This window comes from Pseudomonas sp. GD04158, from assembly GCF_029834875.1.
GTDB lineage: Bacteria > Pseudomonadota > Gammaproteobacteria > Pseudomonadales > Pseudomonadaceae > Aquipseudomonas > Aquipseudomonas hydrolytica.
On the sequence record NZ_JAODYT010000072.1, the window covers coordinates 1 to 19,416 of the forward strand.

Here is a 19,416-nt window from a genome sequence, read left to right on the forward strand (position 1 = left end):
AAGCTGGCCTGGCGCACGATGCCCTCGCGCGTCCATTCGGCGAATTCCACTTCGCCGACCAGCTGCGGCTCGACCCAGCTGACGCCGCGGGCCTGTGCTGCGGTCAGCTTGTGCGCCAGCGGCGAATCCTCGCGTGCCAGCTCTTGCAGACGCTGATGCAGCGCCTTCAGCGCCGCTTCGCCGAACCCCGTACCGACGCGTCCGGCGTAGCGCAGGCCGTCTTCCTCGTTGACCGCCAGCAGCAATGCCCCGAAACCGCTGCGGCTGCCTTGCGGCTGGGTATGGCCAACGATGACGAACTCCTGGCGCAGGCGGCACTTGAGCTTGATCCAGTCGGCACTGCGGCGCGACACGTAGAGGCTGCCGGCGCGCTTGCCGATCACCCCCTCCAGGGACATGGCGCAGGCGCTTTCCACGATGTCGCGGTGGTGCGCGGTGAATGCGGCAGAGAAGCGCAGCGGGCCGTTGCGCGTGTTGCCCAGCAGCAGCTTGAGCTGTGCCCGTCGCTGCTCCAGCGGGGTCTGGCGCAGGTCCTCGCCGTTGATGAACGGTGCATCGAACAGGTAGTAGACGAGGTCGTGGCTGCGGCCGATATCGAAGGCGTTCTGCAGTTGCTGGAAGTCGGGCAGGCCCTGTTCGTTGAGCGCCACCACCTCGCCGTCCAGCCAGCTGTCGTGCAGGCCCAGCTTGGCCAGGGCCTTGGCCTGCAGCGGCAGACGCTGCGTCCAGTCGTGGCCGTTGCGGGTGAACAGGCGCACCTCGCCGTCGCGGATGCGGGCGAGAATGCGGTAGCCGTCGAACTTCACCTCGTACAGCCAATCGCCCTCAGGTGGGCGGTCGGTCAGGGTTGCCAGCTGTGGCGCCAGGCTCTCGGGAAAGGCGGCGGCCGGCTTCGACGCCTTGGCCTTGCTCGGCGTCTTGCCCTTGGCCTTGGCGCTCGGCCCTCCCACCAGCGCGCCGCTGATCACGCTCTGCGGCTGCGCCTCGACGATGTCGTACTCGTCGCTGGGGCGGGCGATGTCGTCGCGCTCCTTGATCAGCAGCCACTGCTCCTTGTCGCCGCTGCCGCGCAGGCGGGTGCGTACCAGCGTCCAGTCGCCGGACAGTTTCTCGCCGACCAGGCTGAACTTGAGCTTGCCCGCCGCATAGGCAGCGGCCGGATCGCCCTGGGGCTGCCAGATGCCCTGGTCCCAGACGATGACGTCGCCGGCGCCGTAGTTGCCCTCGGCAATGCTGCCCTCGAAGCTGGCGTACTCCAGCGGGTGATCCTCGACGTGCACGGCCAGGCGCTTGTCGCGCGGGTCCAGGCTCGGACCCTTGGGCACCGCCCAGCTCTTCAGGGTGCCATCCAGCTCCAGGCGAAAGTCGTAATGCAGGCGCCTGGCGTCGTGCTTCTGCACCACGAAACGCAGCGCGCCGGCCTTGCTGCGCCGCTTGCCGGTGCGCTCGGCCGGCTCGCTGGTGCGTTCGAAATTGCGTTTGCGGCTGTATTCGCTCTGCGCCTTGGCCATGCTCGTGCTCCTGGCTTACTTGCGCGCCGTCTTGGCCGGCTTGCGTGTGCTGGAACCCTTGCTCGCCGAGGGTTTCGGCTTGCCGCCGAGGCTGCGCTTGAGCAGTTCGGTCAGGTCGACGACATCGGCGCTGCGGCGCTGCTCTTCGCCCTCGGCTCGTTCGACGTTCTCGATCTTGCCGGCCTTGGCCTTGCGCGCCACCAGATCGAGGATGCGTTCCTGGAAGCTGTCCTGATAGTCCTCGGGACGCCAGTCATCGCTCATGTCCTTGATCAGGCGCTTGGCCATGTCCAGCTCGCTCTTGGCCAGCTTGGGCTGGGTCACCGCCGACCCCAGCTCCAGCGAATCCAGGCCACGTACCTCGCTGGGCCAGCGCAGCATCACCAGCACCAGCGCCGACTCCACCGGCATCAGCGCCGCCAGATGCTGGCGGGTGTGCAGCACCACATGGGCCAGGGCCACCTTGTCGGTACTGCTCAGTGCCTCGCGCAGCAGCGCATAGACCTTCTCGCCGCGGCGATCGGGGGCCAGGTAATAGGGCGTATCGATGTGCTGCAAGGGGATCTGCTCGCTGTCGACGAAGGCGAAGATGTCGATGGTCTGGGTCGATTCCGGGTGCGCGGCGCGAATCTCTTCCTCGCTGAGCACCACATAGCGGCCCTTCTCGTAGGCCACGCCCTTGACGATGTTCTCCTTGCTGACTTCCTTGCCGGTGACCTTGTTCACCCGCTTGTAGCCCACCGGCTCCATGCTGCGTTTGTCCAGCCAGTCGAAGTCCACCCCCTGGGAGCGGGTGGCCGAGTTCAGCGCGACCGGGATGTGCACCAGGCCGAAGCTGATGGCGCCTTTCCAGATGGCTCGGGGCATGCTGTGTGTCGCCTCCTGCCGTTCAGGTTTGCGGTGTGTAGCGGTGGCTGCCGCAGCGGCTGCAGCACTGACACAAAAAGGTTTCCCTGCCCATCAGCATGGTCACGCCGTCTGACCAGCAACACCCGGCGAGCAAGCAACGAATGGTCATGTTGGCCTCCCTCGGCCCTTGTGGCCGACGCTCTCGTTCAATCAGTCGACCGTCGCCAAGTGGCGATGGTTCGACCTCGATGCCGAGCGGTGCCGTGCTCGGCGCGCATGTCGCGGCCTGGAGCAGGGCGCCACGCGGGCGCCCGTCCCAGTTTTGGCGCGCGTCTCGGCGTCAGATCGCCTGGCCGCCCGAGACCTCGATACGCTGAGCGTTGACCCAGCGATTCTGCTCGCCGAGCAGGCCGGCGATCATCGGGCCGATGTCGTCGGGCACGCCCACGCGGCCGAGCGCCGTCATCTGCGCGAAAACCTGATTCAGATCCGGCGTGTCGCGCACCGCCCCGCCCAGGAAATCGGTCTCGATCGCCCCCGGCGCCACCGTGTTCACGGCAATGCCGCGGCTGCCCAGTTCCTTGGCCATGTACACGCTCAGCACCTCGACCGCGCCCTTGGCCGCGGCGTAGGCGGAGAACCCAGGCGAGGCGAAGCGGGTCAGACCCGTGGAAAGGTTGACGATCCGGCCGCCGTCGGCAATCAGCGGCAGCAGCGCCTGGGTGAGGAAGAACACACCCTTGAAGTGCACGTTCACCAGAGCGTCGAACTGGGCTTCGGTGGTTTCGGCAATGGTCGCCATATCGCCATGCCCGGCATTGTTGACGAGGTGATCGAAGCGGTCGCGCTGCCAGGTCTGTGCGAGCACGCCTCGCAGCGTCTCGGCGAAGGCGGCGAAGGTGGACACGTCGCCCACGTCGAGCTGCAGCGCCACGGCCTTGCGCCCCAGCGCCTCGATCTCGGCGACCAGAGCCAGGGCGGCATCGGCCTGGCTGTGGTAGGTGACGATGACGTCGCTGCCCTGGCGAGCGATGTTCAGCGCGGTATTACGCCCGAGGCCACGGCTGGACCCGGTTACGATGGCGATCTTGGTCATGGTAAAAACCTCTGTCTGGTGAGTGGGATTTCATTCTCCGATCCCCCACCGGCACCGTCCTTACCGAAACCTCGACGCTTTTTGCCTATTTCTACAACAGTGAGTCTCATGGCCACGAGCTGCCTGGGGAGCGCACCATGACCGATACCTTGCTTGATGTCGTCCGCGGCTATATCGACAGTCGCACCGCCGCGGACGGCATGGCGCTCGCACCCATTGCCGGCCTGACCATCATCCGCGCGCTGCAGCCCAGCGGGCTGGACCACGCCATTACCCGACCGCTGGTGTGCCTGGTGCTGCAGGGCCGCAAACGGGTGATCATGGGCACTGACATATTCACCTTCGGTGCCGGTGATTCCCTGCTGATTACCGCGGACGTACCCACCGTCAGCCAGATCACCGAGGCCAGCGGCGAGGCGCCGTACATCTCTCTGGTGATCGACCTGGATCCGGCCCTGCTGACCGAGCTGATGGAGGAGATGAAAGCCGCCCCGGTCACCGACACCGCACCGATCAGGATCGAGCCGACCGATACCGAGGTGGCCGAGGCCGTGCTACGTCTGATGCGTCTGCTGCGACGGCCGGCATCGGCTGCCGTGCTGCATGCATCGCTCATGCGCGAACTGCATTACTGGCTGCTGGCCGGCCGCCACGGCCCGGCCATCAGCCGCCTGGGCTGGCCTGACGGTCATGCGCAGCGCATTGCCAGGGCGGTGACCGTGCTGCGTACCGAATTCCATCGCCCATTGCCGGTGGAGCGCCTGGCTGGCGTGGCGGGCATGAGCGTTTCCTCGTTCCATCAGCATTTTCGCAAGCAGACCTCCCTGACGCCGCTGCAGTTTCAGAAGCAGCTGAGGTTGATCGAGGCGCGTCGCCTGATGCTCGGCGAAGGAGCCTCTGCCAGCAGCGCGGCATTCAGCGTCGGCTATGAAAGCGTGTCGCAGTTCAGCCGCGAATATCGCCGCCTGTTCGGCCTGCCGCCGGCGCGCGATACCGCCGTTGCTTGCTGAAGCAGGGCGGGCGCCAGCCGCTTTCATCCGCCCGAGGTTTCAGCAAGGTCACCGGCGTCTATTTGGTCAGCGCCATGTGCAAGGCGTGGCCGAGAGCCTCGAAGGCTCGCGAAATGCGACTGATCCTGCGAAGGTCGGAATGCATGGCAATCCATACGTCTATCTCGAAGCCGAAGCTTTCCGGCAGAACCCGGATCAATTGGTAGTTCTCGGCGATAGTGACCGGGCACAGGCCAAAGCCCAGACCGGCACGGATTGCTGCGAGCTGTGCGAGATGGTTGTCGGTGGCGATTGCAAAGCGCTGGTCTGCTTCGCAAAAACCTAGCTCGACCAGTCGACGCAGATCGGCAGTGCGTCGATCAGGGCCGATCAGCGGAGCCTGCCTCAAGACGGCGAGACTGGCAGGCAGCTCGTAGCGCGCCAGGCACTCGGCGCTGGCATAAAGCCCAACACGTAAGGCACCGGTTCGACGGACGACAACGCCACCTTCGTTGGGGCGCACCAGGCGCACCGCGATGTCCGATTCCTGCCGGGCAAGATCTTCCATCTGATCGTTGATGCTCAGCTGGAGGTTCAGGTCAGGATGGTCATGGTGGAAGTCACGCAACAGCCGTGGCATCACCTCGACCCCCAACAGGTCACTGCTCGTTATTCTGATGGTGCCTCGGGAAACTTCCGTCTCCGAGCTGGCCATGCGATTGAACGCCTGTGCCGCGATATCCATCGACTCCACGTGATGAATGAGTCGGCGTGCAGAGGCGGTAGGCGTCAGGCCGGTTGAAGTACGAGTGAACAGGCTAAGCCCGAGTGAGCCTTCGAGGCTCTCTAGTCGCCGGCGGGCCGTGGATTGGGCTATGCCCAGGAGCCGCGAGGCACCGGACAGGCTTCCCGATCGAAGTACCGCGAGGAACACCCGCTGGCTTTCCCACTCAATTCCGTTCATACATTTTCTACCAGCGGTTGGGCGACTTGCTCTCTTCAGTCCCGCGCGGGAAGGGATGATCATGCACCCCCTGAACATAGAAAGCGCGCCATTGTAGGGAGTGACCCGATGGAATTCACAGGCCAGTGTCGATGCGGAAAAGTCCGCATCAGTTTGCGTGCCGAAGTTCGACCACCGCTGTATGCCTGCCACTGCCTCAATTGTCAGCAATGGAGTGGCAGTGCATTCGGTTTGCATCTGCTGTGCGCCGCGCAGGCGGTAGAGGTTTCTGGCCCTGTCCGCGAATACCGCTATGAACATCACGGGCACGTCTCGACTCAGTACGCATGCGAAGTCTGCTTTACCCGGCTGTTTAACGAGACGACCGCTGCCGAGGGCATGCGCATAGTCCGAGCTGGTGTGCTGGAGGGAGCGGTGCAGTGGACCCCGCAAGCTCATATCTGGACCAAGCGCCGGCAGTCCTGGATCACCCTGCCAGCGGGCGTGGCCCAATGGCCGGAGAGCCCGACGCCGGAAGAGTTTGCGACTGCGCTGTTCGAATAAGGGCTGACCTTGCGTTTCTGGCCGGTTACCTGTCACACAGGACCGCTACCGGCCGGAAGCGCACGGTTTGTTCAAATCTGTCTTTGCAAAAGTTGATTGCGGTAAGTGCTTCAGTGATTCATCTACTCGCCGAAATACACCACCATCCTGAGATGCCGGTGTTCATCCACTACCAGCGTCTCGTGGCGAAATTTCTGCAGTTCGGTACCGGTTGTCATGACAGAGCCAATTCCGCGCTGGGTCTCCTCGCGATCCGGTGTCTCCCACCAGCGGCGAAAGTCGGCCGACAGATCCTTCAGATCCTCGACCAACGTCAGCATGGGCGGGTCGTCTGGCGCTACAGCGAAGTCATAACGGAACTGTGCCAGTAATTTGGGTGCATCGTCGCGCCAGGCGGGGAGGCGCCGTCGCATGGCGGGATCGGAAAACACCAGGCGCAGGATGTTACGTATCTCAGGTTCCTGGGTGCTGAAGCCGAACAAATCATCGGCTGCGGTATTCCAGGCAATGACATCCCAGCGCAGGTTGAGGACATAAGCCGGTCTTGTTGCAAGATCGTCCATCAACTGTTGGATAAGTGGCGTGACCGATATCCATTGATGGGCCTCCGGTGGAGGTGGCCGCCTGTGGGCTAGAAGAAAGAGATGGCTGCATTCGGCGTCATCGAGCTTGAGGGCATAGGCCACGTTCAGCAAGAATTTCTCCGATACTTGGATGTCTCGCCCCTGTTCGAACCAGGTGTACCAAGTGAGTCCAACGCCAGCCAGCGCGGCGACTTCTTCTCTGCGCAGGCCCGGTGTTCGGCGCCGCCCGTGGGACGGCAGCCCGACATCGGCTGGCGTTAGTTTCCGACGATGCCGGGTCAGAAACTCCGATAACTCGTTCTTGGTGCGGCTCAGGCTTCGCCCAATCATGGCTGTTGCCTCTAGTAATAGGATAATTGCTTAAATTGTAATGGTATGATACTGCCCTGAAGATGTGGCTTCCACAACCGATCCGAGCAACCCCGGAGGCCACTTTGACAGCACTTAACGATTCACCTCTCGTTCCGGAAATTCGCCAGGCGCGCAGTGATTCGGTCGAAAGACGCGCGGGGGCCCGTGAGTGGATCGGGCTGGCACTGCTTGCACTGCCGACCATCCTGCTCGGGCTTGACCTGACGCTGCTGCATCTGGCGTTGCCTGCGCTGTCAGTGGATTTGCGCGCGACCAGTGCGCAGGCACTCTGGATCGTTGATGCCTATGGCTTCATGATTGCCGGCTTTCTCATCACGATGGGAACGCTGGGGGATCGAATCGGGCGGCGCAAGCTGCTGATGGTCGGCGCAGCCGCTTTCGGGGTTGCCTCCCTGATGGCGGCCTATTCGACCAGTGCCACCATACTGATTGCGGCGCGTGCTGTGCTGGGTGTAGCGGGCGCGACGCTGATGCCATCGACGCTGGCACTGATCAGCAACATGTTTAACCATCCCCACCAGCGGGCCTTGGCCATCGGGGTGTGGGCGACCATGTTTGCACTGGGCATGGCGGCCGGCCCGGTGGTTGGGGGCATCTTGCTGGCGCATTACTGGTGGGGAGCGGCATTTCTCGTGGCGCTACCGGTCGTAGGATTATTGCTGGTTGCCGCGCCGTTTCTCCTGCCGGAGTACCGCGCTCCGCAACAGGGGCGGTTGGATCTGTCCAGTGTTGTGCTGTCACTGCTTGCCTTGCTACCGATCGTCTATGGCATCAAGCAACTGGCCAAGGACGGAATAGTGGCCAATGCCACGCTGGCTATCGTGACAGGGGTTGCCTTCATGCTTCTGTTCATCCGACGACAACGCCGATTGAGCAGTCCATTGATCGACCTCGATCTGTTCTCCAGCCGGGCATTCAGCGTCGCCCTGGTGGTACTCCTGGTTGGCCTCATCGGCGTAGGTGGGACGATGCTGCTGGTGAATCAGTACCTGCAACTGGTGGCGGGGTTGTCACCTTTGGCGGCCGGGCTGTGGATGGGGCCTCCGGCACTCGCCATGCTGGTGGCAGGGATTACGGCACCACTGCTTGCAAGGAAAATTCGGCCGGGCTATGTGATTGCGGGCGCGCTGGGGCTATCCGTAGTGGGCTATCTGATGTTGACCCAGCTCGATCACACGCCTCGCGGAATTGGACTGGCGACTGCATCATTCTCGCTGGTGTATCTCGGCTTGGGCACCATTGCCGCGCTGGGAACGGATCTGGTGGTGGGCACCGCGCCAGGTGAAAAAGCGGGATCAGCCTCAGCCATTTCGGAGACGGTTCAGGAGCTTGGCCTGGCTGTGGGCATCGCCACGCTGGGCAGCCTTACGACCGCAATCTATCGCACCAGGATGACCGATCAGGTCAATGCCTTCCTGGCTCAGGACATTCAACGGGCAGTACTGGACAGTCTTGCAGGTGCCAAAACGGTTTCACAGGAACTGCCTGCTGGTGTGCTGGAACAGGCCCAGGCCGCGTTCATGACTGGTTTCAACTTGGCAGCGGTAACCAGCGCTATCTGCATCGCTGTCCTGGCTGCGCTGGCAGCGATCACGCTGCGGCATATCGGCGTAGACGGTGACACTGACGAAGTGACTTCCTAATGTCGCATTTCTGTTGGTTCTGGCCTCTGTAAATGAGGGGGGAATCGGCGGCAGACCATGATATTGGTACTTCTCACCGTCCGCTCCTGGCCGACAGGAGCCCGTCCTGACCGGCTGCAATCGGCCAGAGCAGCGAGCACCATTTCCGCTTCAAAACATGTCTGCCGCAAATACAGAGACGCCGCGAGCTACGCGAGGCCGCATCTGAATAATGCGATTAACTACCCGGCCTGACTGTTTGACTCGGTTGAATCGGATGCCCGCGAATCGGCTACCAGAGTGATGAACTCACGCACCCACCTGAAGCCGGCGTGCCCATCCGAGCGCTCATGCCAGAACATGCCGATCGCAAAACCTTCCACCGGCAATGGAGGGGCTACGCACAGCAGCTGCTCGTCACGACCTTCTACGAGACGACGTGGAACCAGGGCCACACAATCCGACTGCGCGACCAACTCCGGTACTGGCAGAAATGACGACGCTGACAGAACTACGTTACGCCGCAGCCCTCGCGCTACCAAGGCGTTATCCACCGAGGTAGAGAAGCCTCCGCCGCGTAGTGACACCACGACATGTTCCAGCTGCGCGAACTCATCCACCGTCAGGCCCGCACGCAGGCTTGGGTGCCCTCGACGCCCGATCAGCACGTAACTCTCATCGTAGAGGTGTTGCGAGTGCAGCGCGGGCGGAGCTCCGTTCATGTTGATCACCGCCAGATCCACCTCGCCGCGGGTCATCTGCAGCTCCAGCTGTGGTACGTCCAGGATGCGCAGTGCGATACGGACACCCGGCGCTTCGCGCCGCATGGCGACAACGAGATGCTTGATCAAGGCCGCCTGCACGTAATCCGTGCAGGCGATTGATACCGTCAGGCTCGCCGTCGCGGGTTCGAAATTCAGATGAGTAGTGACGGTGGCCCTTACTTGGTCCAATGCTTGGCGAAGCGGCACGAGCAGCTCCAAGGCTTTGACCGTGGGGGTCATTCCACGCTGCGCGGGGATCAGAAGAGGGTCGTTGAAGACGTCGCGCAGGCGGCTCAACTGCGCGCTGACTGCTGGCTGGCTCAAATGCAGACGGGCGGCCGCCCTGGTCACGTTCTGCTCGATGAGAAGGGCCTCCAACGTCACAAGCAGATTGAGATCAAGGCGTCTGGTATCCATCGAACTTATGCTAGCAGGAAAATTTTGCGATTTCACAGAGGGCCCGAGCCTCGCGACACTCCAGCGACATCACAGCGGAGTCGTCCTTCATGTCGAAAAGAGTACTGATCATCTATGCCCATCCCGAGCCTTCCTCGCTAACGCGGCAACTGGTGGATGTGTCTGTTGAATGCTTGACTGCGCAAGGGCACGAGGTCCTGCAGTCCGATCTATACGCCATGGGCTGGAAAGCGATATTCGACGAGCACGACTTTCCTGAGCGGGCCAACCCTCAGCGGCTGTCGTTCGGCGCAGAGTCCGCCCACGCCTATCGTCATCGCCGCCAGAGCCCTGACGTGGCGGCAGAGCAAGACAAGGTTCTAGCGGCAGATGCCGTCATCTTCCAGTTTCCACTTTGGTGGTACGGCATGCCGGCCATCATGAAGGGATGGATAGACCGCGTCTGGGCAGCCGGACTCGCCCATGGCTACAAGGGCGCTGGCAACACCTACCGCTATGGTGACGGGGCCTTCAAGGGCAAGCGGGCCATGTTGTCTGTCGCTGTCGGCGGCCCCGCAGAGGATTACTCGCCGCGCGGTATCAACGGACCACTCGAGCAATTGCTGTTTCCGATCACGCATGGCTCGCTCTACTTCCCCGGGTTCGATGTGCTGCCGACGTTCGCCATATACGGCACTGGCAACTTGACCGCCGCAGATGTCATGGCAGCCAAAGAGGCTTGGCGCGTCCGTCTCGAGAATTTGTTCACCGACGCGCCAATCCCCTTCCGGCCCCAAAATGGTGGGGACTACACGCCCCGCAACGAGCTTAAACCGCATGTGGCCGTGGGCCAGACGGGGATAGCGGCGCACGTTGCCGATGGCGAAACAACCCAGCGGCCGCAGCTGGAAACGGAGGGGGCGTTATGAAAACCTTCGTGATTCTGACTCGCCGTGCCGATGGAGCGGCAGAGGACTTCAAGCGACTGGCGAAGCCGGAGGTATTGCACGTTTGGCAAGGCTTCGCCGACGGTATTGTTCGCGCAGTCCATGGGCTGGCAGCTGGCCCCGGTGCAGCGTTTGAGCTGGAGTCCGCCACCTTCGAGGAGGCGCGTGATTACATCGAGGCGCTGCCTTACGTCAAAGAGAATCTGCTACACGTGCAGTATTGGGCGCTCAAGCCTTTCTCTGATTACGAGAGACTCGTTTCCGCCTGATTAACGATCAGCTCAGGCCAACTCCGTTGGCACGGCGCTGCATGCTGCAGCGATTTGCTCGCAGCATGCACGTTGCGCCAGACCGGGACTCGTTTGATGCGAGGTGTGCCGATACTGAGCCAGACGGTGCCCGTACGCTGTGCTCTATCCAATCGATGTGAATCAGTTCCGCGGAGCAGCCCTTAGGGGCCCTTGATCCCGCCGATAAATCTGCTCTCTGCTGGTATTGTGCAGAACCAGCTGCGCCCGGGCGGTCAGGCTTGAAGGCATGCAAGTCAATTTCTGTGGATCAGAGCATGAATAAACTATCTGAGATGCATGCTTTCGTGGCTGTAGTGGACACCGGGAGTATTTCCGAGGCCGCTCGTCGTTTGGGCACGGCCAAATCGATGGTTTCCCAGCGCATTCAGCAACTGGAGAAACGCCTGGGCTGCATCCTGCTGGAGCGTGGCCGGCAGACTCGCCTGACTGAGTCGGGTGAGGTTTTTTACCGTCATTGCACCGCAATTCTGGCGGACATAGAAAATGCCGAGAATGCCGTTCTGACGTCCCAGTCCAGTGTTCGTGGAAATCTGCGCATCGCTGCTCCGATGGCGTTCGGCATGCGATATCTGACGCCGATTTTGGCCTCTTTTGCCAAGCAATATCCTGAGTTGTCTCTGGACGTCGAGTTCGACGACCGGCGCGTCAACCTGCATGAGGAGGGCTTCGATGCGGCGGTGCGTATTGGCGAGTTGCCCGACTCTACGCTGATGGCCAAGATCATCACGCCCAATCGCCACATCATCTGTGCCAGCCCTGATTATCTGGGGGCGCATGGCACGCCACAGCTACCGCAAGACCTCGCTCAGCATTTCGCCTTGCTCTACGTCAATCGCGAACCACATGGCATGTGGACGCTACCGGTGAATGACGCATTGGAGTCATTCCGCGTGCGCTGCCGGATGCGCACCAACTGTGGTCATCAACTCATGGAGGGGGCGAAAGCAGGCCTCGGGCTGGCTATATTGCCCACCTTTCTGGCCGCGCAGGCCATCGTGGACGGTGAGCTGATAGAGGTGTTGGAGCCTTATGCCCCCCGAGGCGGCAATATTTCTGTGGTCTATCGCCAGTCGCAAAAAGGCTCGCACAAGCTTCACGCGCTGAGCAGCTTCCTCAGCGAGCAGATAGGCAGCCCACCGATCTGGGACCAGATGCTGGCAACCAGTTCGCAATCCCGGCAGTGAGTCGTTCGAGAAAAGCGAACCACCGATTCGATTTTTCCAGGCTTATGGCGAGGGGTTCTTCGACTTATCCTTTTTTCAGGTGAGCGCGCTGTACGCGAGAGGATCAGGGCCAACGTTCCATAGTGTTCGTGTAGCGCTCGGCTTTCGCTCAATCCATCGACTTGAGCCGTGGTCGGCGTAGTCGATCAGCCTTGATCATGGCTCCGGTGTTATCCGTTAACCCTGCGCCGCCCTGACGGCTTCTCCGGAGCAGGCCCGCTGTCCGCATCCATACTGACTGAATCCTGTGATCACTCGTTTCGGTCCTCTCAATCGCCGGCACAGATCAATCGAGCCGCTCAAGACAATAATCGAGGCCTCCTTCAATGGCTATCAGCTACAGCTCAGGGATCAAGCATCCGGACTTTCAGGACCTGAGTGAACAGATTCGCTTTCAAAGCACGGAAGGCAAGATCTGGTTCGGCGAGCAGCGCATGTTGCTGATGCAGGTGTCGGCGATGGCTAATTTCCGCCGGGAGCTCATCAATACCCTCGGCATCGAGCGCGCCAAGGGATTCTTCCTGCGACTTGGCTACCAATCCGGACTCAAAGACGCCGAAATGGCCCGCAAGCTGAGGCCGAACAGTCCGGAGCTGGAAATGTTCCTGGTTGGTCCGCAGTTGCACTCCTTGAAGGGCATGGTCAATGCGAAGCCCATTCAGCTGGAAGTGGATCAGGAGGCCGGCCATTTCTACTGCGAGCTTGAGTGGATTGATTCCTTTGAGGTCGAGAGCTGCCTGACCGAGGTGGGCCTGATGGATGAGCCCGTCTGTTGGTCCTTACTGGGCTACGCATGTGCGTACAGCTCCTCGTTCATGAAACGCGAAATCATCATCCAGGAAACCAGCTGTCGCGGGTGTGGCGACGAGCGCTGCATCATCATTGGCAAACCCGCCGAGCAGTGGGAAAACGCCGCGGAATTCAGACGCTACTTTCAGGCCGATCCGATCATCGAGGAGCTGTATGAGCTGCAATCGCAGATCAGCTCGTTGCGCACGTGCCTGGAGAAGCAAGAGGGCCAGTACTACGGCATAGGGCGCTCTCCCGCCTACATGACGGTCTGCAAGACGATCGACAAGGCAGCCAAGGGCAAGATCTCGGTCCTGTTGCTCGGAGAAACCGGCGTCGGCAAGGAGGTAATCGCACGCAGCGTCCATCTTCGCAGCGATCGCGCCGAGCAACCTTTCATCGCGGTGAACTGCGCCGCCATTCCGCAGGACTTGATCGAGGCCGAGCTGTTCGGCGTCGAGAAAGGGGCGTTTACCGGCGCCAATCAGACCCGCCCGGGGCGCTTCGAGCGCGCCAGCGGCGGGACCATCTTTCTGGACGAAGTGGTAGAGCTGACCCCCAGAGCGCAGGCGACCTTGCTAAGGGTGCTGCAAGAGGGGGAACTCGAACGTGTGGGCGGCTCTCGGACCCACAAGGTCGATGTGCGAGTCATTGCTGCCACCAATGAAAGCCTCGCCGATGCAGTCGAGGCGGGCCGGTTTCGCGCGGATCTCTATTACCGCCTGAATGTGTTTCCGGTTCAGGTCCCCCCGCTGCGCGAGCGGCTTGAGGACCTGCCGCTGCTGGTCGAGCACTTTCTAAGCAAGTTTCATCTGCAGTATCACAAGCGCACGCTAGGTCTGTCAGACAAGGCTCTGGAGCTGTGTCTCAGTTACGCGTGGCCGGGAAACATCCGCGAACTGGAGAATGTGATCGAGCGCGGCGTCATCCTCACTGACAGCAATGAAACCATAGGGCAGGACGCTCTTTTTGCGGTCTTTCCAAAGGCAGGCAATCTGCATGGTGATCGTCTCAATGCCGATGGCGCGCTGGTTCAGGCTGAAGACACGGAAAGCGCAGCCGATTGGGTCGCGCAGATCTTCGAACGAAACATAAGCCTGGAAGCGGTGGAAGAGCAGCTGATGCGACGGGCAATGGACCGTGCTCAGCAAAACGTTGCACAAGCCGCTCGAATCCTCGGGTTGACTCGACCTGCGCTGGCTTACCGTCTCAAGAAAAGCGGCATCCTTGATGAGGATGCGACTGATTGAGTTCGCTTACCTTCGCGGCTGGATCAAATCGATTGCGAAGTTTTTATGACATTAACCAAATAATCAATGCGCCGTCGTGATTTATCAAATGATAAATTCGGCCCCTCTTCGATAAACCATAGACTTGATTGAAATTCCTTCCTTTATAAATCTATCTCGCTGATAAATATGGGTTTTCTCCAGTATCTTGGGCAATGGCATAGCCTTTGCTCAAGTACTACCAGTTGCCCAGTACTCACCAGCACTTGGCGACGTACTAGGTCTCATGCATCACAAACGGTAGTTAAACGGAGAAGCTCATGAACATTTCCAAAATCAAGTCGCTGTTTGCAGCAATCACGCTCGCTGCGTGCATTGTGACTGTTACTCCCGTGGTAGCGCAGTCAACTAGCGAAGCACAGTCTGCGGCTTCGCTTGCGGTAGTCATGGAGTTCCTGGCCAATACTGCGCCCGATAAAGTTGAGGCCGCTGCCGAGAAGCTGGCGGCGCCCGACGCCACTTATGTTTCGCTCAACTTCGATAACCCGGAGTTGAGGAAAATCATGCCTTGGACGGGCACAAACAAGGGGCCGAAGGCCTTTAGTTCATTGTTCATGCAGGTCCAGGATTACTGGAAAATCGAAGACTTCACCATCAGCACCAAAATCTCCTCCGGAGAGGATGTGGCGATTTTCGGTAAGTTCACCTATCGGTCCGTGGCAGTCGACCAGGTATTCACTTCGCCGTTCTCCATCCATGCCAAGGTGCGTGACGGCAAGATGACCTATTTCCAGTTCATGGAAGATACCTACGCATCTGCCAGCTCCTTCCGACAGTCTGGCGCCTGGACTGTGAAGACCTCTGCGAACGCAGCCCCCTTTACGGTGGCCGCGGAGTAACGATTTCGATCACGAGGATCAAGCCTTGTGCCGGCATCCCGGAGAGCGAAAGCACTCCTGGCGTGCCGGCAGATGGCGCCCGGAGGAGAGAGCACATCATTGCCGACCTCTCTACGCGTCAGGACAGGGCCCGATACTTCACACCAGGCAACACGCAGGAGTTAGCCATGAATATTCATACCCCGCACACCTCCCGACATGCGTTGAATTGGGTCGGTGGCGAGTGGATGGGCGCGGACACGATCCGTGGGTCCATCAACCCTGCCACCTATGAGGTCATAGGTACCTATGCCGAAGGGGGTGTCGAAACCGCCGAAGCGGCCATCGCCGCGGCGAAACGCGCAATGCACGAGACCGATTGGGTGCACGACCGCAAGCTGCGCGCACGCGTGCTCGACGATCTTGCAGACGCGTTCGAACGCAATCGGGGCGAGCTGATCAAGATTCTCTGCACCGAGAACGGCAAGATTCAACGCGAGGCCAGCTTCGAAGTCGATCTCTGCGCGCCGTCGCTGCGATATTTTGCCGGTATCGCTCGTACCGAGGCCGGACGGGTGGTGGACTCCAGACCGGGCAGAATCGCGATGATGATGCGCCAGCCAATGGGCGTGGCGGGAATCATCGTGCCGTGGAATTCCCCGATAATCCTGACGGTACGATCACTCGCACCCGCGTTGGCGGCTGGCTGTGCGGTAATCGTCAAGGTGCCGGGCAAGAGCGCGCAGATCGCCTCGACCCTGTCCCAGATCTTCAGCAACGTAACGGCACTGCCCCGCGGCGTGATCAATGTCTTTACCGACGAGAGTGGCGATGGCGCCAAGCATCTCGTCGCCTCGCCGGAGGTTCCGATCATCAGCTTTACCGGTAGCACTGGCACCGGCAAGGCGATCGCGCTCAGTGCCGCACCGCACTTCAAGCGCGTTGGGCTGGAGCTCGGTGGCAAGACGCCATCGATCGTGTTCGACGATGCCGATCTCGATCTCGCGCTCCCCATCCTGGAAAAGTCAGTCACGGTGTTTGCGGGCCAGTTCTGTGTGACGGGGCAGCGGGTGATCGTGCAGGAAGGGATCGCCGACGAGTTTCGCAAGCGTTTTGCCGAACGCCTGCGCGCGGTAAAGGTCGGGCCTGCGGCAGACCTGTCCAGCGACATGGGGCCGATGATCGACTGCGAGAACGTCGAGCGCGTCGATAACCTGGTTGAGCGCGCCATTGCACAGGGCGCGCAGGCCATTGTGCGAGGTGGTCCGGTGGTCGAAGGCCCGCTGTCGAAAGGCGCATTCTTTCGCCCCGCGTTTCTCGAGGTGAGCGATCCGATGATGCCGATCGTCCAGGAAGAGACGTTCGGGCCGGTGGTCACCATGCAGAGGTTTGCGACGGAACAGGAAGCCGTTGCGTTGGCCAACCACAGTATTTATGGCCTGGGAGCGAGCATCTGGACGCGCGATCTCTCCAGAGCGCTGCGGATCGCGCCTCGGATCGAGGCGGGTATGGTCTGGATCAATGAGTGGGGTGCACTCGGCGAAGACACCGAGGAGGGCGGTTGCAAGCAGTCGGGCCTCGGCCGTCTGAATGGTGTGGCTGCGATCGAGGATTTCACCGAGATCAGAACGATCACGCTCAACCCGGGCCTGGATGCCCAGGTGTAAACCAGCGCTGCATCCATAAACAGCACGTTATCCAGAGGAAATGGCAATGGCTAAAGTTCTAGTGCTCTACCACTCCATGTATGGCCACATCGAGACCATGGCGAACAAGGTCGCTGAGGGTGCCCGCAGCGTTCCGGGATCGGAGGTCGTGATCAAACGGGTTCCTGAAACGATGAGTCAGGGAGCCTTTGCCGCAGCAGGCGGCAAGACGAATCAGAGTGCGCCTGAGGCGCAGCCGTCAGACCTGGCCGATTTCGATGCCATCATCTTTGGCACTCCGACGCGCTTCGGCAACATGTCCGGGCAAATGCGCAACTTCCTCGACCGAACAGGCGGGCTCTGGGCCAAGGGTGCTCTGGCAGGAAAGGTCGCCAGCGTGTTTACCTCAACCGGAACGGGCGGTGGCCAGGAGATGACCATTACCTCCACCTGGACCACGTTGGCACATCACGGAATGATCATCGTGCCGATCGGCTATACCACCCCAGCGCTGTTCGATACCTCCGAAGGTGGCGGCGGTACGCCTTATGGTGCCTCAACCCTTGCCGGCGGCGATGGCTCTCGACAGCCCAATGGGCGTGAGCTGGAAATCGCGCGTCATCAGGGCGAACACGTGGCGCGGATCGCATCCAAGCTACACGGCTAGATCGAGAAGCATCTGGCCCCACAACGGCCGAACGGCCCTTGACTGGACCGGTGGCGGGCATCCGTGCGCGCCGCTGGGGCGACAGGGCCGAGGCTTTGAGCAGAGTGTCGACCATGAGCGAAACGCACCCTGAAACCGTAACCCTGGTGGTGCGCCATCAGGTTCGCCCACACCACGCGCCACGCTACGAGACCTGGTTGCGGCGCATCATCACCACCGCCAGCCAATGCCCCGGCCACCTTGGGGTGGACGTGATACGTGGCTGGCGACCCGACGTGGCACAGTTCACATGCGTGCTGCGCTTCACCAGCTTAGAGCAGCTGCAAAACTGGATTCGCTCGGAACAAAGGCGCCAGCTCGTAGCCGAGGTCGTACCGCTTCTTTGCGATGGCGACCAATTGGAGATCGCTCAAGGCAAGGATTTCTGGTTCGTACCGGAACCCGTCCAGACACCCCCGCCGCGCTGGAAACAAAGCTGCATAACCTTCCTGGTGATTCTGCCACTGAGCCTGCTGATGCCGCTGCTTTGGCGACCTCTGTTCCAGCTTATTCCCTGGCTCAGCAATTCACTGCTAAGCGATGCACTCATCACCTTGAGCATCGTCCTGCTTGTGGTGTACCTGTTCATGCCCATGGCCACGCGTGCCTTTGCAGGCTGGCTGAGGCCTCACAATCGCTGAGGTGAGACTCAGGAGAAAAGCCGCGGCAGCCTTCAACTGCCGGCGGTTTACTCGGCACCGCCAACCTGGCTCCGACTATGCCGATGGGGCCGTAAGGGCCGCGGCGCTTCACGAGCTGACTAGCCGGCAGGGCCTGATGCTTTGATCAGCTCAGCTCACCCAGCGCTGCCGCGCCCAGCCACTCAGGCCATCCACCGCCAGCACCAGCATGAGCATGGCCAGGATCACCGTGGCCGCCTGGGCTTCCTGGAACAGGCTGAGCGACACATAGAGCATCTGCCCGAGACCGCCGGCGCCGACGAAGCCGAGCACGCTGGCCATGCGGATGTTGTTCTCCCAGCGATATAGCGTGTACGCCACCAGTTGCGGCCAGACGCCGGGCAGGGTGCCGTAGCAGAAGGCGAGCATGCGTCCGCCGCCGCTTTCGCGGATGGCGTCGGCAGGCTCGCGTGGGGTGTTTTCCAGCGCTTCGGCGAACAGGCGGCCGAGCACGCCGGCAGTATGCAGGGCCAGGGCCAGGGTGCCGGCGTTGGGGCCGAGGCCCGCGGCCAGCACCATCAGTGCTGCCCAGACCAGTTCGGGGATGGCGCGCAGGGCGTTGAGCAGCATACGTGTGAGGTGCAGGGCGACACCGCCGAAGCGTCCGGCGGCCGGCAGCGCCAGGGCCAGGCCGAGCAGGGCGGCGAGCAATGTGCCGATGGCGGACATGGCCAGGGTTTCCAGCGCGCCACGGCCGATGGCCTGCAGGTGCGCGGCGGAGACGTCCGGTTGCAGGAAGCCGCTGGCGTATTGGCCCATCTGCGCCAGGCTGTCGCCGGCTACCAATGCGCCGAGGTCGATGCCCAGATAGAGGAACGAGGCGATCACCGCGGCGAGGAGGGCGGCGAACAGGATCAGATTGCCGGCTCTCATGTCAGCCTCGCGCGCAGCAGGCGGCTGAACTGGTCGGCCAGCAGTACCAGCAGCAGGAAGGTGAGCAGCATGCTGGCCACTTCGCCGCCGGCGAACATGCGCAGCGACAGGTCGATCTGCTGGCCCAGGCCGCCGGCGCCGACGAAGCCCATCACCACCGAGGCGCGGATGGCGCACTCCCAGCGGTACACGGTGTAGGAGAGCATTTCCCCGGCGGCATTGGGCAGCACGCCGTAGGCGAAGGCGCTCAGGCGGCTGCTGCCGGCACCCAATAATGCGCGGGTGGGGCGGGCGTCGACCGATTCGAAGATTTCCGCGTACACCTTGCCCAGCATGCCGGCGTAGGTGATGGCGATGGCCAGCACCCCGGCGGTGGGGCCGAGGCCGACGGCGCGGACGAACAGCAGCGCCCAGACGATCTCCGGCACGCTGCGCAGGAAGATC

The 19,416-nt window shown here is 61.6% G+C and carries 20 protein-coding genes; 11 read left to right on the forward strand and 9 right to left on the reverse strand.

Annotated features, from left to right (window positions below; translation table 11 throughout):
• The 4 genes from ligD to N7333_RS20120 all read right to left on the reverse strand — a co-directional run.
• On the reverse strand, nt 1-1,511 hold a 1,511-nt coding region (gene ligD, locus N7333_RS20105; protein ID WP_279859306.1), incomplete at its 3' end, for a non-homologous end-joining DNA ligase.
• A 15-nt stretch (nt 1,512-1,526) separates the two neighbouring features.
• On the reverse strand, nt 1,527-2,378 hold the full coding sequence (locus N7333_RS20110; protein WP_129481625.1) for a Ku protein: 852 nt from the start codon (nt 2,376-2,378) through the stop codon (nt 1,527-1,529).
• 22 nt (nt 2,379-2,400) lie between these two features.
• Nucleotides 2,401-2,529: a PSPA7_2676 family Cys-rich small protein gene (locus tag N7333_RS20115; protein WP_100219176.1), complete on the reverse strand. Its 129-nt coding sequence runs from the start codon at nt 2,527-2,529 to the stop codon at nt 2,401-2,403.
• A gap of 171 nt (nt 2,530-2,700) precedes the next feature.
• A complete protein-coding gene (locus N7333_RS20120) occupies nt 2,701-3,456 on the reverse strand; it encodes an SDR family oxidoreductase (RefSeq protein WP_003245881.1) in 756 nt (251 codons plus the stop codon).
• Between the two features lie 137 nt (nt 3,457-3,593).
• On the opposite strand from N7333_RS20120, the gene N7333_RS20125 reads away from it, so the two are divergent.
• Complete coding sequence (locus N7333_RS20125; RefSeq protein ID WP_129481624.1) at nt 3,594-4,466, forward strand: AraC family transcriptional regulator; 873 nt, start codon at nt 3,594-3,596, stop codon at nt 4,464-4,466.
• A gap of 58 nt (nt 4,467-4,524) precedes the next feature.
• On the opposite strand, the gene N7333_RS20130 is transcribed toward N7333_RS20125, so the two are convergent.
• A complete protein-coding gene (locus tag N7333_RS20130) occupies nt 4,525-5,409 on the reverse strand; it encodes a LysR family transcriptional regulator (RefSeq protein ID WP_129481623.1) in 885 nt (294 codons plus the stop codon).
• A 108-nt stretch (nt 5,410-5,517) separates the two neighbouring features.
• On the opposite strand from N7333_RS20130, the gene N7333_RS20135 reads away from it, so the two are divergent.
• A complete protein-coding gene (locus N7333_RS20135) occupies nt 5,518-5,952 on the forward strand; it encodes a GFA family protein (RefSeq protein ID WP_012019323.1) in 435 nt (144 codons plus the stop codon).
• 122 nt (nt 5,953-6,074) lie between these two features.
• On the opposite strand, the gene N7333_RS20140 is transcribed toward N7333_RS20135, so the two are convergent.
• Nucleotides 6,075-6,866 (reverse strand): helix-turn-helix transcriptional regulator, encoded by a 792-nt coding sequence (locus tag N7333_RS20140; protein ID WP_012019322.1) that lies wholly within the window; start codon nt 6,864-6,866, stop codon nt 6,075-6,077.
• A 104-nt stretch (nt 6,867-6,970) separates the two neighbouring features.
• Between N7333_RS20140 and N7333_RS20145 the strand changes: the two genes are divergently transcribed.
• Nucleotides 6,971-8,551, forward strand: a complete 1,581-nt coding sequence (locus tag N7333_RS20145) for an MFS transporter (protein ID WP_041772944.1) — start codon at nt 6,971-6,973, stop codon at nt 8,549-8,551.
• Between the two features lie 221 nt (nt 8,552-8,772).
• Here N7333_RS20145 and N7333_RS20150 read toward each other — a convergent pair whose 3' ends face one another.
• Nucleotides 8,773-9,711 carry a LysR family transcriptional regulator gene (locus N7333_RS20150; protein WP_129481622.1) on the reverse strand — a complete coding sequence of 313 codons (939 nt, stop codon included), beginning with the start codon at nt 9,709-9,711 and terminating at the stop codon, nt 8,773-8,775.
• A gap of 89 nt (nt 9,712-9,800) precedes the next feature.
• On the opposite strand from N7333_RS20150, the gene N7333_RS20155 reads away from it, so the two are divergent.
• From N7333_RS20155 to N7333_RS20190, 8 genes are all read left to right on the forward strand, one after another.
• Nucleotides 9,801-10,619, forward strand: coding sequence for an NAD(P)H-dependent oxidoreductase (locus tag N7333_RS20155; RefSeq protein ID WP_129481621.1), 819 nt, complete (start codon nt 9,801-9,803; stop codon nt 10,617-10,619).
• Nucleotides 10,616-10,906 (forward strand): hypothetical protein, encoded by a 291-nt coding sequence (locus tag N7333_RS20160; RefSeq protein WP_129481620.1) that lies wholly within the window; start codon nt 10,616-10,618, stop codon nt 10,904-10,906. The genes N7333_RS20155 and N7333_RS20160 overlap by 4 nt, the downstream gene beginning before the upstream one ends.
• Nucleotides 10,907-11,202: 296 nt before the next feature.
• Nucleotides 11,203-12,132 (forward strand): LysR family transcriptional regulator, encoded by a 930-nt coding sequence (locus N7333_RS20165; protein ID WP_129481619.1) that lies wholly within the window; start codon nt 11,203-11,205, stop codon nt 12,130-12,132.
• 365 nt (nt 12,133-12,497) lie between these two features.
• Nucleotides 12,498-14,210, forward strand: a complete 1,713-nt coding sequence (locus N7333_RS20170; RefSeq protein ID WP_129481618.1) for a sigma-54-dependent Fis family transcriptional regulator — start codon at nt 12,498-12,500, stop codon at nt 14,208-14,210.
• A 299-nt stretch (nt 14,211-14,509) separates the two neighbouring features.
• A complete protein-coding gene (locus N7333_RS20175; RefSeq protein WP_232460369.1) occupies nt 14,510-15,088 on the forward strand; it encodes a nuclear transport factor 2 family protein in 579 nt (192 codons plus the stop codon).
• Nucleotides 15,089-15,255: 167 nt separating this feature from the next.
• Entirely contained in the window at nt 15,256-16,734 is a 1,479-nt protein-coding gene (locus tag N7333_RS20180; protein ID WP_129481617.1) for an aldehyde dehydrogenase family protein, read from the forward strand.
• Between the two features lie 46 nt (nt 16,735-16,780).
• The gene (gene wrbA, locus N7333_RS20185) at nt 16,781-17,380 is read left to right on the forward strand and encodes an NAD(P)H:quinone oxidoreductase (protein WP_129481616.1); all 600 of its coding nucleotides are present in this window, start codon (nt 16,781-16,783) and stop codon (nt 17,378-17,380) included.
• 113 nt (nt 17,381-17,493) lie between these two features.
• The gene (locus tag N7333_RS20190) at nt 17,494-18,060 is read left to right on the forward strand and encodes an antibiotic biosynthesis monooxygenase (protein ID WP_177490999.1); all 567 of its coding nucleotides are present in this window, start codon (nt 17,494-17,496) and stop codon (nt 18,058-18,060) included.
• Nucleotides 18,061-18,210: 150 nt separating this feature from the next.
• On the opposite strand, the gene phnE is transcribed toward N7333_RS20190, so the two are convergent.
• Nucleotides 18,211-18,972, reverse strand: a complete 762-nt coding sequence (gene phnE / locus N7333_RS20195; protein WP_129481615.1) for a phosphonate ABC transporter, permease protein PhnE — start codon at nt 18,970-18,972, stop codon at nt 18,211-18,213.
• Nucleotides 18,969-19,416, reverse strand: a 448-nt coding sequence (locus N7333_RS20200; RefSeq protein ID WP_279859307.1) for an ABC transporter permease, incomplete at its 5' end; no start/stop codon positions are given. The genes phnE and N7333_RS20200, both read right to left, overlap by 4 nt.

Coding starts and splice junctions, on each gene's coding strand:
- wrbA (WP_129481616.1), top strand. CDS start 16,781: ATGGCTAAAGTTCTAGTGCTCTACCACTCCATGTATGGCCACATCGAG.
- N7333_RS20140 (WP_012019322.1), bottom strand. CDS start 6,866: ATGATTGGGCGAAGCCTGAGCCGCACCAAGAACGAGTTATCGGAGTTT.
- N7333_RS20160 (WP_129481620.1), top strand. CDS start 10,616: ATGAAAACCTTCGTGATTCTGACTCGCCGTGCCGATGGAGCGGCAGAG.
- phnE (WP_129481615.1), bottom strand. CDS start 18,972: ATGAGAGCCGGCAATCTGATCCTGTTCGCCGCCCTCCTCGCCGCGGTG.
- N7333_RS20170 (WP_129481618.1), top strand. CDS start 12,498: ATGGCTATCAGCTACAGCTCAGGGATCAAGCATCCGGACTTTCAGGAC.
- N7333_RS20135 (WP_012019323.1), top strand. CDS start 5,518: ATGGAATTCACAGGCCAGTGTCGATGCGGAAAAGTCCGCATCAGTTTG.
- N7333_RS20165 (WP_129481619.1), top strand. CDS start 11,203: ATGAATAAACTATCTGAGATGCATGCTTTCGTGGCTGTAGTGGACACC.
- N7333_RS20125 (WP_129481624.1), top strand. CDS start 3,594: ATGACCGATACCTTGCTTGATGTCGTCCGCGGCTATATCGACAGTCGC.
- N7333_RS20130 (WP_129481623.1), bottom strand. CDS start 5,409: ATGAACGGAATTGAGTGGGAAAGCCAGCGGGTGTTCCTCGCGGTACTT.
- N7333_RS20190 (WP_177490999.1), top strand. CDS start 17,494: ATGAGCGAAACGCACCCTGAAACCGTAACCCTGGTGGTGCGCCATCAG.
- N7333_RS20155 (WP_129481621.1), top strand. CDS start 9,801: ATGTCGAAAAGAGTACTGATCATCTATGCCCATCCCGAGCCTTCCTCG.
- N7333_RS20150 (WP_129481622.1), bottom strand. CDS start 9,711: ATGGATACCAGACGCCTTGATCTCAATCTGCTTGTGACGTTGGAGGCC.
- N7333_RS20115 (WP_100219176.1), bottom strand. CDS start 2,529: ATGACCATTCGTTGCTTGCTCGCCGGGTGTTGCTGGTCAGACGGCGTG.
- N7333_RS20120 (WP_003245881.1), bottom strand. CDS start 3,456: ATGACCAAGATCGCCATCGTAACCGGGTCCAGCCGTGGCCTCGGGCGT.
- N7333_RS20110 (WP_129481625.1), bottom strand. CDS start 2,378: ATGCCCCGAGCCATCTGGAAAGGCGCCATCAGCTTCGGCCTGGTGCAC.
- N7333_RS20175 (WP_232460369.1), top strand. CDS start 14,510: ATGAACATTTCCAAAATCAAGTCGCTGTTTGCAGCAATCACGCTCGCT.
- N7333_RS20180 (WP_129481617.1), top strand. CDS start 15,256: ATGAATATTCATACCCCGCACACCTCCCGACATGCGTTGAATTGGGTC.